Raw genomic sequence first — 12,659 nt, forward strand, 5'->3', positions numbered from 1 at the left:
CACCCCCAACGGAGTCGTGTATGATCCTGACGGTTACCCTTCATCCCGCGTTGGATCGCATTCTTGTGGCGCAAGCGCTCCGTCCCGATTCTGTCAACCGCGTGCACGTGCTGATGGAATACGGAGGTGGCAAGGGCAACAATGTCGCCCGGGCGCTTCACCGCTTGGGAGCCCCGGTGCTGGCGTTTGGGTTTCAGGGAGGCGGACCAGGGTTGACCGCGCGGCGGGTTTTCAAACGTGAAGGTATCCCGACGCACTTTGTGGCTTGCCGCCGACCCACCCGCATTTCCACGCTTCTGTTGGAGCAGGCGAGTGGACAGGGTTATACCCTCTACGAGCCGGGGCAGGCCGTGAGCGCCAAAGAGATGGAGAAACTGAAAACCCAATTTCTGCAGGTGATCGGTGGGTTTCAGGTAGCACTCTTTTGTGGGTCGGCCCAGACCCCAGCCCTGGCGCACCTGTTAGCCGAGTTGATCAGCGAAGCCCGTCAACGCGGGGTGGTGTGCGTTTTGGATAGTTCTGGGGCTGCTCTGCGTGAGGGTGCCCAGGCCCGTCCATTCATGGTTAAAGTCAACCGTGAAGAACTGGAGGACTTGGTAGGGGAACGTTTGGAAACACAAGATCACCTTGTGGCGGCTATGCGCCAAGTACACCGCCAAGGGGTTGAGGTCGTGGCAGTGACCCAAGGGGAAGATGGGTTGATGGTGACCGATGGGACGTCGCTCTGGCAGGGTACATTGAAGGTGGATAACGTCATCAACGTGATGGGGTGTGGGGATTCACTGCTGGCAGGGATGACCTACGCGTTGCTAAACGGGTTGCGCCTGCCAGAGATGGTGCGTTGGGGGGTGGCGTGCGGGGCGGCTAATACCCAAGTGCTGGGGGCGGGCTTCATCAACCGTGCTGAGGTCGAGCAATTACTCCCGCGAGTGCAATTATCTCAGCGCGAATTATAAGATGATGAGGAAAGGATGCCTGGAATGATGGATTCATATCTTGACCGGCGTCAACGGATTGCCGAAATTGGCGCCCTGATGTATGCACGCAATCTGACTGATTCGGCCGGAGGTAATATCAGCCTGCGCGTGAATGATGTTATCCTCATGACCCCACGCTATGCCGGGAGTAAGTACCAGTGGCGGTTGCGCCCGGAGCAGATTTTGGTGCTTGATCTGGCCGGCAATCGCCTGGAAGGGGAAGGCGAAGTCTCACGGGAGGTGCGGGTTCACCTAAAACTGCTCAATGCGTTTTACCCTGATGGCACTGCGGTGGTGCACGGTCATGCCCGCAATGCTTTGGTCTTCTGTAGCCTGGGCCGACCGATTCCCTCCATGCTTTATGCCACAGACAAATTTGGCGCGATTGAGTTGGTGGAAGATGCTCCAGCCCACACTCAGCGCCTGGCCGATGTGATCGGCGCGGCGATGGCAGCACAAATCGAACGGGTGCGCAAGCAGGCGGCGGCGGTGCTGGCGCCGCGCCACGGGGTTTTCGTCTTTGCCCGTGATTTGGAATCCGGTTATGATGCTCTGGAACGCATTGAGGTCAGTGCGTATTGCGCGCTGATGGCGCGACTTATATCCTGAATAAGGGGGAAGTATGGTGAGCGACGTGGCAATTTCATTGTCCGAAGACCTGGTATGGCTGGATTTGGAGGCAAATTGTCCAGATGAGGTTATCCAGCAGATGGCGACGCGTCTGCTGGCGAAGGGCTATGTGAAAGAGACCTATCCTCAAGCGGTGCTGGCGCGGGAGCAGAAATTTCCTACCGCTCTACCAACCCCCATTGCGGTTAGTTTTCCGCATACCGATGTCAGTCACTGCCTGAGACCGGCCATTGCGGTAGGGGTGCTGCGCCAGCCGGTTAAGTTTGGTTTCATGGGCGATCCCACCCAGTTGTTAGATGTGCGGGTGGTCTTCATGCTCTCGGTTACCCGCCCGGAATACCAGGTCAAGACCTTGCAGACGTTGATAGACCTGTGCCAGGATGCGACGAATATTGAGCGCATCCTACGGGCACAGACCCCCCGAGAAGTGATTGAGGTATTACACGTGCTGTTTGAGCCGAGTGAGGGGGAATCTCAGGTCAGCCCGTCCCCGGCCGGAGATCATTCCGGCGCGCGGGCGGAGATCGTGGTGGGGCACCCGGCAGGATTGCATGCGCGTCCGGCAGCGCTGTTTGTCAAAACGGCGGCACAGTTTCCGTGCGAGATCCAGGTGGCGCGCGTGGATCGCCCCCAGCAACTGGTCAACGCCAAGAGCATCCTCAGCGTGTTGGGGTTGGGCGTCAAGCGGGGAGATCGTATTCTCATCGAAACGCGGGGCGAGCAGAGTCGTGAAGCCTTAGAAGCCCTGGTGACCCTGATTGAAGGTAATTTCGGCGAGTCCGGGGAGGGTAGCCATGGCGGAACCCCATGAGCCGAGTTGTTTCGACCTGGTGGCGGCGTTGGCTCCACAGTTTGACCCGGCAGCAGCGCGCGGCCAAGAGGCGGAGATTCAGTTTTACTTCAGTGGGGAGGAAAGCGGGGCGTGTTACCTGCGCCTGACCAAGCATGGCTGCACCTTCCACCGGGGCGAGGCGCTCTACCCGAAATTGACCCTGCGGGTTAAGTCCGAGGTTTGGAAGGCAATCATGCGGGGTGATCTGAGCTGGGAGAAGGCGATGATGGAACGCCATTTCCTGGCCACGGGGAACTTTCCTCTGCTGGCGCAGATGCCGCGCATGTTTCGGTTCGGCTGAGCCCACACCGGGCGCGTCTCCGCCCGGCGTGTTTTTTCGCTGTGCTAAAATGATGTTAGCGGTGTGACCAACATTCCAAAGGTTGAGGAGGTAAGCCGCATGAGTCATGAATATCGGTGGATTCGGTGGGGGTTGGGCTTGCTGGTTGCGCTGGCTCTAGCCGGGTGTGCCGTGCCGGCCAACCCGCCGGTGGTTGCCGAGCCCGCGTGGGATAGCCCCCAGACGCGGGCGCTGTTCTTCCGCGCGTGCGGCGATTGCCACAGCAACGAGACGGTCTGGCCATGGTACAGCCGCCTGCCCATCGTCACCACGTTAATCCAACGCGACGTGCAGGAAGGGCGGGAGAAACTCAACGTCTCCGAATGGGGCCAACGCGAACAAGAAGCCGATGATGTCGCCGCGGTGATCCGTAACGGCAGCATGCCCCCGGCACTTTATCTACCTTTACATCCCCAGGCCCGGCTGAGCGCGGCGGAGAAAGACGCCCTGATCCAGGGGCTGGTGCGCACCTTTGGCCGTGGCGGGGCGGAAGGGGGTGAGGAAGGGGACGAGGATTAGCCCCCTCGCCGCGATGGTGTTGAACGGCTTGTGGTTTGTGCCAGGCGTTCATCGCGCAGCCGGCGGTAGGCCAACACAGCCCCGTCCCCCCGCAACAGGTGCTCATCACTGCGCAAGGCCGAACGCTTGGGGCGCTGTTGGCTGACCACGCGTTTATTCTGGTTGGCAATATACCGGCTGGACCAACAACCCAATCGGTTAACCAGGTCGCGCAAGAACGGTAGGCGCACAAAGCGCTGGTAAAAGCGCAAGATCATCAGGGCGTTTTCCTCATTCACCGGGACAAAAGCCACCACAATACGCACCTCGCCGCTGATGCGGTTCTGTCACAGATTGGGAAAGAGAAATTCAAGGAATGGTGGGCGGGTAGGGGCGGGAAGTTCGGCGGCGCGGCGTGGAGGTGTGCCGTCATCACGGCGATTGAACACCCATACCTGGAGTTTATCGCCTTCCTCGCGAACCAACGGGCCATCCACGGCGACGTGTTGCCCTTGCCCGATGGTGTTGTAATGCACAAAGGGGAGGTGCATGACATCGAGTTGATTTTCGATCATGCGTGAGTAATGCACCGGCCATACGTCTTGATAGCTGCAGTAAGAAAACTCGGGGCCGATATCGAACCAGGCGGGAGGCGTTAGGATTTTGCGCCGCTCGCCCCACCAGACCCAGATCAGGCCGTGTGCCTCATAGGTGGGATAGGTCGGCACCCATGCTATCCTCCCTGATGCAAAGATATTGGCTTACGCGACCGGACGGCGCCGGTAGGTGCTCGTGAATGTAGAGATCGGATGGGATAGTAGGGAGAACAGGAATTTTTCGCAGCATCTTTCCCCCCGGTTGATTTGATTATAAATGCATTAGATTGAAGATGGCAAGCCCCTTAATGATTGTGGTCAAGATCCGAGAACCCCGCGGTGGCAGGTCAAGCGTGAGCCGAGGTCGGGGCCATGGCCAGAGGGAATAGGAGGCGCGGCGTAGTGAGTGGGTTAGGGAAGGGCCGTCAATGATCGGCAACCCGAGCCGCACAGTCAAAGTACCCCGGCCGCGGCAATCACAAGCCGTGTGGTTCAGCCCTCCATCCGTCCCCCTGGGCGAGGATGGAACGGATTTGCCCTGTCGTCATAGAACGGCTCAGGTTTATGATGTTGCAAATGGGTTGGAGCAAGGTGCGGTAAGTCCCCCGGAGTGGTCACGGTGGCTGCGTTCCACTGACGACCCGGGATAAAAACGGCCTCAGTCCTCGCGCCCGGGCCCGTCCTCCTCGCTCTCGGGGGTGGGTGCCCAGGTTTCAGCAGGTGTGGCGTTTTCACGGTAACCCTCGGCCAACAGGGTCACCAGTGCCAGGAAAAACGCCACTGTGCGCGTAATTTGGGCTGGCTGGGCCTGATAGGGTTCACGTTCCGAAGCCTCCCCCAGCCGCCGCACCACCCGCAGGTGCGGATGGAGTTCGAACTGCACCGCTGCCACCCCCAAACGCTGCCAGGCAAAACGGGTGATTGTTTCCTGCCCCTGGCGCCCGTTGGCGGTGAAGGTGCGGTCCACGTCCACCACCGAGAGCCATGGCCCGTTTGGGCGGAACCCGAACTGATGCAAGAGGGAGAGGATGCGGCCGCGCTCCGCCGGGCAACTCTGGCCGTGCAGGGTGCCCAGCGCCAGCCCGAAATCGCGGTAGGCTGCACAGCCATGCAGATCCAGGATGAAGCGAATCCGGTAGCGACGCACAATCTGGCGCAGGGCCCGCTTGTAAGGTGTCTCGGGGTAAAAGCTGGGGTCGGGGTCGGCCAGGCGATAGGTGAAGAGAGCGTGTGCGCCGCTCAATTCAGCCACCAGGCGCGCCAGAGCGGCGGTGTAATCCTCTTCGTCTTTCAGCCGCCCCTCCCGTATGTGAGCAGCGCCGTGGGGGGCAGAGAGCAAAATCGGCAATCGCCCCGGCTGGTAACGAAAATAGCGCTCCCCCGGCGCCGGTGGGGTTTTGTAGGCAACGTCACTCTCTAGCGCCACCAGGCGCTCTAGCCACGCGTCCATGAGGCCCCCTAGATACGGCTGAAGCGTCCATTCACGCGGTAGCCTCGCCGCGTCGGTGTGCTCCCCGCCGCGCAGAACAGTTGGATGCAGGTATCCGTCTGTTTGTTGGACTCAGCTGCCTGGTAAGCCTCGTAGGATGACCAGAATGAAATGATCTGCCATTGCATGGGGTCATCTACCGATTGCACTAACACCGAGTGCAGCAGATCTTTGGGGGGATGACGCACGGCCTCGGCAAAGGCCTTTTGGAGGGTGCTCCAGTTCTCGCGGGAGACATATCCCATCAATACCGTGACAAACATGGTGACCTCCTGGGCCAGCCCCACCCGCAGGGCGCGTTGCCCATTTTCATTATACAGAATTTGTCCAGACCAGACAAATCTGCCCTGGAAGCGCGTCCCAGGGCGGGTTTGAAATCGTTCACACAATAACGTTCTTCAATGTTACAATAAAATTGTTTATACAACCATTGTACCCAGATTGCTACCTTGCAGGTGGGTGGGCGTATTCTAATCTTCAGGGGGGATTTCCCCGAGAAAGTGAGACGTTCTATGAATCCACGACGGTTATTTTGGGGCGGTATTTTGCTCCTATTGGGGGTCTTGCTGTTGCTGGAAAACCTCGGTCTACTGCCCTTCAGCGCCTGGGCGCTCTTCTGGCCGCTGGCGCTGATCCTGTTTGGGGTGTGGCTCCTTTTGCGCCCTCGCCCAAGACACGATACCCTGGCCCGCGAAATCACCATTCCATTCGACGGCGCACGGGAAGCCCACCTGCGCCTGGATCACGGCGCGGGGCGGCTCAGCCTGGGCGCGCTGGAGGGCGAGAGGGCGCTCTTCTTGCGCGGCGTTTGCGGTGGGGTCACGCCGGAGGTGCGCCGCGAAGGTGAACGCCTGGAGGTGCACCTGCGCCTGGAAGCCGATGCGATGCTCTGGCCCTGGGTAGAAGGGGGTGAGGGATACCGCTGGGCGTTGGAGGTCACTCCAAGCCTGCCGCTCGATCTGGAATGCCACCTTGGCGCCAATCAAACCCACCTCGACCTGAGCCGTTTGCAGGTGCGCCGCCTGGAATTAGAAACTGGCGCCAGCGAGACCACGGTGGTGCTGCCGGCGCAAGGTCAGGGCAGCGCCGTGCTTAAGAGTGGGGTGGCGGCGCTCAAAATCCAGGTGCCGGAGACCATGGCCCTCCGCGTCCAGGTGCAAAGCGGCCTGGCCGGGGTTAAGATTGATCCTCAGCGCTTTCCATTCAACGGCCAGGTCTATGAGTCACCGGATTACGCCAACGTGTCTAACCGCTTTGACCTGCGCCTGGAAACCGGGCTGGGTTCGGTCGAAATCTTTTAGCCCTTTTTGCGTAGACAAAAGGGAATAACCTCATCTTTTTGGGATCGGAGGAAGAGATGTCTGAATCACGTTGGCGGTTAATCGGTGGAATCGGGTTGATCCTGGCCGGCCTGCTAGCCCTGGTGAGTCTTTGGTTTGAGGTGCGCCTGGCTGGGCTTTTCTGGGGCTTATTGCTCACCCTGGGTGGGGTAACCTTCTTAGGTGTGATGCTCTCACGGCGTGAGGCGTGGTGGGCGGCGTTTCCGGCGTTCCCGCTCTTGGGGATCGGGGCACTCGTCTTGCTGGGCAGTCTGGCGCCACAAGCCACGCGCTACCTGGGCGGTGTTCTAGTGCTGGGAAGCATCGGTGTGAGCTTCTTGGTGGTCTACCTGCAACGGCGCGAGTTCTGGTGGGCACTCATCCCTACCGGTACCATGTTGACCCTGGCTGTGGTCTCCCTAGCCGATTCGGTTCTCCCCGCCGATAGTAGAGGGTGGATCTTCTTTGCCGGGCTGGGGCTGACCTTTCTGGCGTTGTATCTCCTGCCCGGCCCTGGAGGCATGCGCATGACCTGGCCGCTCTATCCGGCGGCGATTCTGTTGGTGTTTGCGGGGTTGCTCTTCTTGGGCGCTACCACGCTGGGACGCTACTTCTGGCCAGCGGCGCTGATCTTGATCGGCTTGTTCCTGGTCTATCGTGCCCTGCGCCCGAGACGGGTTTAGGGGAGGATAAGCGATGGACGCAAAACGCCCAAGTCTGTTTTTCCCGTTATTGCTGATCGCCATTGGCGTGATCTTTTTGCTCAACAATCTGGAGGTGATCCGCGTTAACGGCGTGGAGATCTTCCTACGCTACTGGCCGGTGCTGTTTATCATCGGCGGCTTGGATCACATCTACCAGGGCAGAGGCTGGACCTGGGGGGTGTTCTCCATCCTTTTAGGTGGAATCTTTTTACTGGCCAACCTGGGCTACCTGCCCCTGGGAGGCTGGGAGTTGTTCTTGCGCCTGTGGCCGATCTTCTTGATTGCGCTGGGGCTGGACCTGGTCCTGCGCGGCCGGCCGGCCTGGACGTCGGCCTTGGCGCTTTTCATTACCTTGGGATTGGTGGTCGGAATCACCTGGTTTGCCGTGGGACAGGTGCGCCGTCCGGCCCAGGCTCAACCCCTCACCTATGCCTTGCCGGCAGGGGTGCGCACGGCAGAGGTGACGATTGAACAGCCACTGGGGCGGTTGGAGATCGTCGGGGCTACCAGTGGCCGCAACTTGTTGGAAGGTGAGATCACCTTGCCGCGGGCGCTGACGCTGACCGAGGACGTCCAAACGCGTGGGAGTGTGGTTCAGGTGCGTCTGGGCGCCGAGGGTTCCTCGGTGGTCTTCCCGTGGAGTTTGGGGCCGAGTCAGTCGCAGTGGCGGTTGCGTTTCAACCCCCAGGTGGACCTGGTGCTCAACCTCAAAAGCGGCCTGGGCAGTCAGGTGCTGGATTTGCGCGAGGTGCGGGTGCGGCAATTGACCAGCGAGGTGGCCTTGGGCAGTTTGACCGTCACCCTACCTGCGACGGGTGACCTGCAGGCCAGCCTGCGTAACCCCATCGGCTTTACCACGCTCTATGTGCCGCGCCAAGCGCGGCTGGAATTGCGCATTGATCGGGCGTTGGCAACGCTGAGCCTACCCCCTGATGTAACCTGTGCGGATCAGGTATGCTACACACCCGGTACCAACGCTGCCAACGCCGACTTGCGTCTGAGTCTTGAGCAACCTATGGGCGGGGTGCAGGTGGCATATCTCCCCTGACCGGCTGGAACTTTCTGGCGCGCAGGGCGTCTTTAAGATGCTTGAAAAAAAATCACCTTATCTTAGCCTCACAAGGAGGAGATCATGAAGAAACCATTATTGTTTGCCCTGCTCGCACTGGCCATGGTGGGCTTGCTGGCTGGCTGCATTCAGGTGCCGGCGGCACCCCCGCCGGAACAATTGCGCACGCTTAATGTTTCGGGCAACGGCAAAGTCTATGTGGTGCCGGATCTGGCTTATATTTACGTTGGGGTGCGCACTGAAGCCGACGATGTGGCTTCGGCGTTGAGTAAAAACAATGAGCAGGCCCAGACCATTGTCAACCTGCTCAAGGAACGCGGCGTGGCCGAAAAGGATATTCAGACCAGTGCTTTCAACGTCTACCCCCAGCAAAACATTGGCCCCAATGGCGAGGTGCTGGGCACCAAGTTTGTGGTGGAGAACACCGTGTTCATCACCGTGCGGGACCTGAGCCAGTTGGGCGGCCTGCTGGATGCGGTGGTGCGCGCCGGGGCCAATAATATCTACGGCATCTCATTCGATGTGGCCGACCGCGCCAAAGCCGAGGCCGAGGCCCGCCGCCTGGCGGTGGAAGATGCCAAGGCCCGCGCGCAGGAACTGGCCGCCGCAGCGGGCGTAACCCTAGGTGAAGTGCAGAACGTGAGCGTCTACTCCTCGGGTAGCCTCATCCCGCTGTATGAAGCCAAGGGTATGGGGATTGGCGGTGGTGGTAGCGCACCGGTCGCCGCGGGGCAACTGGTGATCAGCGCCGATGCCAGTATCACCTACATTATCCGCTAGCCCTCACCTTCTAAACGACTGTCTCCATAACCCCTGCCCCGGCGCCGTCCACACCGGGGCAGGGGATTTGTGGTCTCAGTAGGGAATAGCGCTGATGCGCGCCAGTTTGCTCAGGCGATGAGTGGCAATGATGCGCCGCACCGTGCCGGTCAAGCCGCGCATGCTCAGGCTCTCAGTGACGGCGCCATCGGGGAAGTACTGTACCCCGCGCAGCAGATCACCGTTGGTCACGCCAGTGGCGGCGAAGAAGACATCGTCCGAAGCGATCAGGTCATCCAGCGTCAAGACTTTGTCAAAGTCATACCCCAGTTCCTCACAGCGGGCGCGTTCCTCGGGGGTGCGGGCATAGAGTTTACCCTGCAGGTTGCCCCCGGCGGCGCGCAAAGCGGCGGCGGCGATGACGCCCTCAGGCGAGCCACCGATGCCCATCATCACATCAATGCCCGAGGAGGGGATGCAGGTCATCAGCGCTCCGGCCACATCCCCATCCGGGATGAGCGAGATGCGCGCGCCGACGCGCCGGATCTCGGCGATAAGTGAGGCGTGGCGCGGACGATCCAGCACCACCACGGTCAGGTTTTCCACCGGCACGCCCTTGGCTTTGGCAATGCGGCGCAGGTTCTCTTCCACCGGTGCTTCGATATCAATGACATCCCGCGCCGCCGGGCCGACCGCAATTTTATGCATATATACCGCCGGGCCGGGGTTGAACATCGTCCCGCGCGGGGCCAGCGCTACCACCGAGATGGCGTTGGGCAAGCCGTGGGCGGTGGGGCGGGTGCCGTCAATCGGATCCACCGCAATATCCACCTTGGGGGGATCGCCGGTGCCCAGGCGCTCGCCATTGTAGAGCATGGGAGCCTGATCTTTCTCGCCCTCGCCGATCACGACCACACCGTCCATCTGGATGGTGTTGAGCATCAGGCGCATGGCATCCACGGCGGCGCGGTCGGCGGCTTCTTTATCGCCGCGGCCCACATAGCGCCCGGCGGCCAGCGCCGCGGCTTCGGTCACTCGCACCAGTTCCAAGGCCAGGTTGCGCGTCGGTCGGGTATCTCCGATCTCGCTGTGTAAGGGGATTTGGCTCATCGCGTTCCTCCGCTAAATGGGAAGTTGGGGTTATACGGATAACCACAAGCCGGTGATCAGGTAATACCCGATCACAGCGGCCCAGATCCACGAATCAATGCGATCGAGCACCCCCCCATGCCCCGGCAAAAGATGGCTGGCTTCCTTGACGCCGAACTGGCGCTTGAACATGCTTTCCCCCAGGTCACCCAAGGGCGCAAACACCCCGATCATCACCCCCAGCACCAGCCCTTGCGAAAGGTGTAGTTCGGGGTAGCGCAGGCGCCACAGCCAGGCCAGGAGCAGCCCGCTCAAAATAGCAAACACCACCCCTGCCAGGTAGCCCTCCCAGGTCTTGTTGGGACTGATGGCGGGGGCAAGTTTGTGTTGGCCGAAGCGCCGTCCGATGAGGAACGCTGCCGAGTCGGCAATCCCAATGATGGGGATGACCAGGAGCAACCACCATAAGCCCTGGGGTAGGGCGCGCAGCGAGATAAGGTAACTGCCCAACCAGCCGATATACAGCAACCCCCCCAGGGTGATGGTAAAATCAACGCCCTGGGCGGCGCGCGTGGCGGCCATTGCCCCCATGTGCGCCAGCATGGTCACCAGAATCAAGGCTGAGAGGATGAGGTGGCTATGATCAAAGCCCCAGGCGGCACGGCTGAGGACGAGGATGGCTACGCCCGGCAACAGCACGCTGGCCAGGGGGGCGAACCCGCCGCGGCGAAAGATGCGCCAGTATTCCCAGGCTGCCACCACCAGGATCAGCGTAATGAAGGCGGCATATGCCCAGCCGCCCAGCACCGCAAAGGTTACTCCTATGGGAATCAGAACGATGATGACCAGGAGGCGCTGGGCAAACATGCAGTTAGACCTCGGTGCAGCAGTCGGTGGTGGAGAGTCGTCCGAAACGGCGCTCGCGGCGGCTGTAATCCATCAGGGCTTTGAGTAGTTCCTCACGGTCAAAATCCGGCCACAGGGTGGGGGTAACGTACCATTCCGCGTAGGCGGCCTGCCAGATTAGGAAGTTGCTGATGCGCATCTCGCCCGAGGTGCGGATGATCAGGTCCGGATCGGGGATGCCAGCGGTGAAAAGGTAGCGGCTGACCAGTTCATCGGTGACCTCTTCCGGCTTGACGCCATCCTGGATCATCTTGCGGATGGCGCAGACGATTTCATCGCGCCCGCCGTAGTTCCAGGCGATGTTAAGGATGAGGCGGTCGTTGTGTTTGGTCAACTCCACCGCGTATTTGACCTTCTCGACCAGGGTGGGGTTGAGGCGCTCCAGGCGGCCAATGTGTTGCAGGCGCACCCCCTCGCGATGGAGTTCATCCAGTTCTTTATCAATCACCTCTTCGAGGATGGCCATCAGCCCGTTGACCTCTTCCTGCGGGCGGCCCCAGTTCTCGGTGGAAAAGGCGTAGATGGTCAGGTACTTGATGTTAAATTCGACGCAGGCCCGGATGATGCGGCGCAGATTTTCGGTGCCGGCGCGGTGGCCGGCCAGGCGCGGCAAGCCACGCTGACGTGCCCAGCGTCCGTTACCGTCCATGATAATGGCAATGTGGGTGGGAACTTTGGTCAGTTCTGCAGCCGTAGCCGAGGCGGGGGTGACGGTCATAGGCTCAGAATTCCAGGATTTCTTTCTCTTTTCGCGCGCCAATGGTATCTACTTCTCCAATCATTCGGTCGGTTAGTTTCTGTAATTCCTCTTCGCCTTTTTTGAGGTCATCTTCCGAGATCAGTTTTTCTTTTTCAAATTCGCGCAGGTCTTTCATCACGTCGCGGCGAATGTTGCGGATGGCCACGCGGGCTTCTTCCAGGCGGGCATGCACCATTTTGACCAATTCGCGCCGTCGCTCCTCGGTTAGCGGGGGGAGTACCAGGCGCATTGTTTTCCCATCGTTGGAAGGGGTCAGCCCGAGCGGCGAGGCGATGATGGCCTTTTCAATGGCGCGCAGGGTGGAAGGATCGAAGGGCTTGATCAACAGGGTGCGCGGGTCGGGCACGCTGATGGCGGCCAACTGCATCAGCGGGGTGGGCACGCCGTAGTACTCCACGGGAATCTTCTCGATCAGCGCAGGGGTGGCGCGACCGGTGCGAATGCCGGCGAGGTCTTCTTCCAGCGTTTGCAAGGCGCCCTTCATGCGGGTCTCGGCTTCTTTGAGCGCATCTTTAATCATAGGCCAGGCCTCCTTCCGTTGGCAGCATTTGGTCGTCCGCCCTTACGGGCACAGCCCCCGCGCGGGGTTAGGGAAGGTAAGGGATGGCCACGCCCTCCCGCACCACCGCGGTGGGGTGATTAAAGCATACCTTAAAACTGCGAATTGCGCCATGATTCAGTCACGCCTGAT

At 60.5% G+C, this 12,659-nt stretch carries 17 protein-coding genes; 9 read left to right on the plus strand and 8 right to left on the minus strand.

The genetic code is table 11. The annotated features are described in order from the left end of the window. Positions 1-20: 20 nt before the first annotated feature. The 5 genes from AC01YT_RS09695 (at position 21) to AC01YT_RS09715 (ending at position 3,298) form a co-directional block, all read left to right on the plus strand. Positions 21-956 carry a 1-phosphofructokinase family hexose kinase gene (locus AC01YT_RS09695; RefSeq protein ID WP_476674963.1) on the plus strand — a complete coding sequence of 312 codons (936 nt, stop codon included), beginning with the start codon at positions 21-23 and terminating at the stop codon, positions 954-956. 24 nt (positions 957-980) lie between these two features. After that, positions 981-1,586, plus strand: coding sequence for a class II aldolase/adducin family protein (locus AC01YT_RS09700; protein WP_476674965.1), 606 nt, complete (start codon positions 981-983; stop codon positions 1,584-1,586). A gap of 13 nt (positions 1,587-1,599) precedes the next feature. Continuing rightward, positions 1,600-2,418: an HPr family phosphocarrier protein gene (locus tag AC01YT_RS09705; protein WP_476674967.1), complete on the plus strand. Its 819-nt coding sequence runs from the start codon at positions 1,600-1,602 to the stop codon at positions 2,416-2,418. Continuing rightward, positions 2,402-2,740 carry an SCP2 sterol-binding domain-containing protein gene (locus AC01YT_RS09710; protein WP_476674969.1) on the plus strand — a complete coding sequence of 113 codons (339 nt, stop codon included), beginning with the start codon at positions 2,402-2,404 and terminating at the stop codon, positions 2,738-2,740. The genes AC01YT_RS09705 and AC01YT_RS09710 overlap by 17 nt, the downstream gene beginning before the upstream one ends. 99 nt (positions 2,741-2,839) lie before the next feature. Beyond that, positions 2,840-3,298: a heme-binding domain-containing protein gene (locus AC01YT_RS09715; RefSeq protein WP_476674971.1), complete on the plus strand. Its 459-nt coding sequence runs from the start codon at positions 2,840-2,842 to the stop codon at positions 3,296-3,298. Here the strand turns inward: AC01YT_RS09715 and AC01YT_RS09720 are convergent. From AC01YT_RS09720 to AC01YT_RS09735, 4 genes are all read right to left on the minus strand, one after another. Next, positions 3,295-3,603 (minus strand): hypothetical protein, encoded by a 309-nt coding sequence (locus tag AC01YT_RS09720; RefSeq protein ID WP_476674973.1) that lies wholly within the window; start codon positions 3,601-3,603, stop codon positions 3,295-3,297. The genes AC01YT_RS09715 and AC01YT_RS09720 overlap by 4 nt on opposite strands. A gap of 21 nt (positions 3,604-3,624) precedes the next feature. After that, entirely contained in the window at positions 3,625-4,005 is a 381-nt protein-coding gene (locus tag AC01YT_RS09725; protein ID WP_476674975.1) for a hypothetical protein, read from the minus strand. Between the two features lie 526 nt (positions 4,006-4,531). Next, entirely contained in the window at positions 4,532-5,323 is a 792-nt protein-coding gene (locus AC01YT_RS09730; RefSeq protein ID WP_476674977.1) for an N-formylglutamate amidohydrolase, read from the minus strand. An 8-nt stretch (positions 5,324-5,331) separates the two neighbouring features. Further along, the gene (locus tag AC01YT_RS09735) at positions 5,332-5,751 is read right to left on the minus strand and encodes a hypothetical protein (protein WP_476674979.1); all 420 of its coding nucleotides are present in this window, start codon (positions 5,749-5,751) and stop codon (positions 5,332-5,334) included. Between the two features lie 123 nt (positions 5,752-5,874). Between AC01YT_RS09735 and AC01YT_RS09740 the strand changes: the two genes are divergently transcribed. The 4 genes from AC01YT_RS09740 to AC01YT_RS09755 all read left to right on the plus strand — a co-directional run bounded on the left by AC01YT_RS09740 (position 5,875) and on the right by AC01YT_RS09755 (position 9,234). After that, entirely contained in the window at positions 5,875-6,663 is a 789-nt protein-coding gene (locus AC01YT_RS09740; protein ID WP_476674981.1) for a LiaI-LiaF-like domain-containing protein, read from the plus strand. Positions 6,664-6,719: 56 nt separating this feature from the next. Beyond that, on the plus strand, positions 6,720-7,364 hold the full coding sequence (locus AC01YT_RS09745; RefSeq protein ID WP_476674983.1) for a hypothetical protein: 645 nt from the start codon (positions 6,720-6,722) through the stop codon (positions 7,362-7,364). A 13-nt stretch (positions 7,365-7,377) separates the two neighbouring features. Then, positions 7,378-8,433, plus strand: coding sequence for a LiaF transmembrane domain-containing protein (locus tag AC01YT_RS09750; RefSeq protein ID WP_476674985.1), 1,056 nt, complete (start codon positions 7,378-7,380; stop codon positions 8,431-8,433). Between the two features lie 84 nt (positions 8,434-8,517). After that, positions 8,518-9,234, plus strand: coding sequence for an SIMPL domain-containing protein (locus tag AC01YT_RS09755; RefSeq protein ID WP_476674987.1), 717 nt, complete (start codon positions 8,518-8,520; stop codon positions 9,232-9,234). Positions 9,235-9,309: 75 nt separating this feature from the next. On the opposite strand, the gene glpX is transcribed toward AC01YT_RS09755, so the two are convergent. The 4 genes from glpX to frr are packed head-to-tail and all read right to left on the minus strand — an operon-like array spanning position 9,310 to position 12,488. Next, positions 9,310-10,323 (minus strand): class II fructose-bisphosphatase, encoded by a 1,014-nt coding sequence (gene glpX / locus AC01YT_RS09760; protein WP_476674989.1) that lies wholly within the window; start codon positions 10,321-10,323, stop codon positions 9,310-9,312. A 30-nt stretch (positions 10,324-10,353) separates the two neighbouring features. Continuing rightward, positions 10,354-11,169, minus strand: a complete 816-nt coding sequence (locus tag AC01YT_RS09765) for a phosphatidate cytidylyltransferase (RefSeq protein ID WP_476674991.1) — start codon at positions 11,167-11,169, stop codon at positions 10,354-10,356. A 4-nt stretch (positions 11,170-11,173) separates the two neighbouring features. After that, positions 11,174-11,926 carry an isoprenyl transferase gene (locus AC01YT_RS09770; RefSeq protein WP_476674993.1) on the minus strand — a complete coding sequence of 251 codons (753 nt, stop codon included), beginning with the start codon at positions 11,924-11,926 and terminating at the stop codon, positions 11,174-11,176. Between the two features lie 4 nt (positions 11,927-11,930). After that, positions 11,931-12,488 (minus strand): ribosome recycling factor, encoded by a 558-nt coding sequence (gene frr / locus AC01YT_RS09775; protein WP_299029301.1) that lies wholly within the window; start codon positions 12,486-12,488, stop codon positions 11,931-11,933. Positions 12,489-12,659 lie beyond the last annotated feature (171 nt).

It is taken from the genome of Thermanaerothrix sp., from assembly GCF_056331585.1.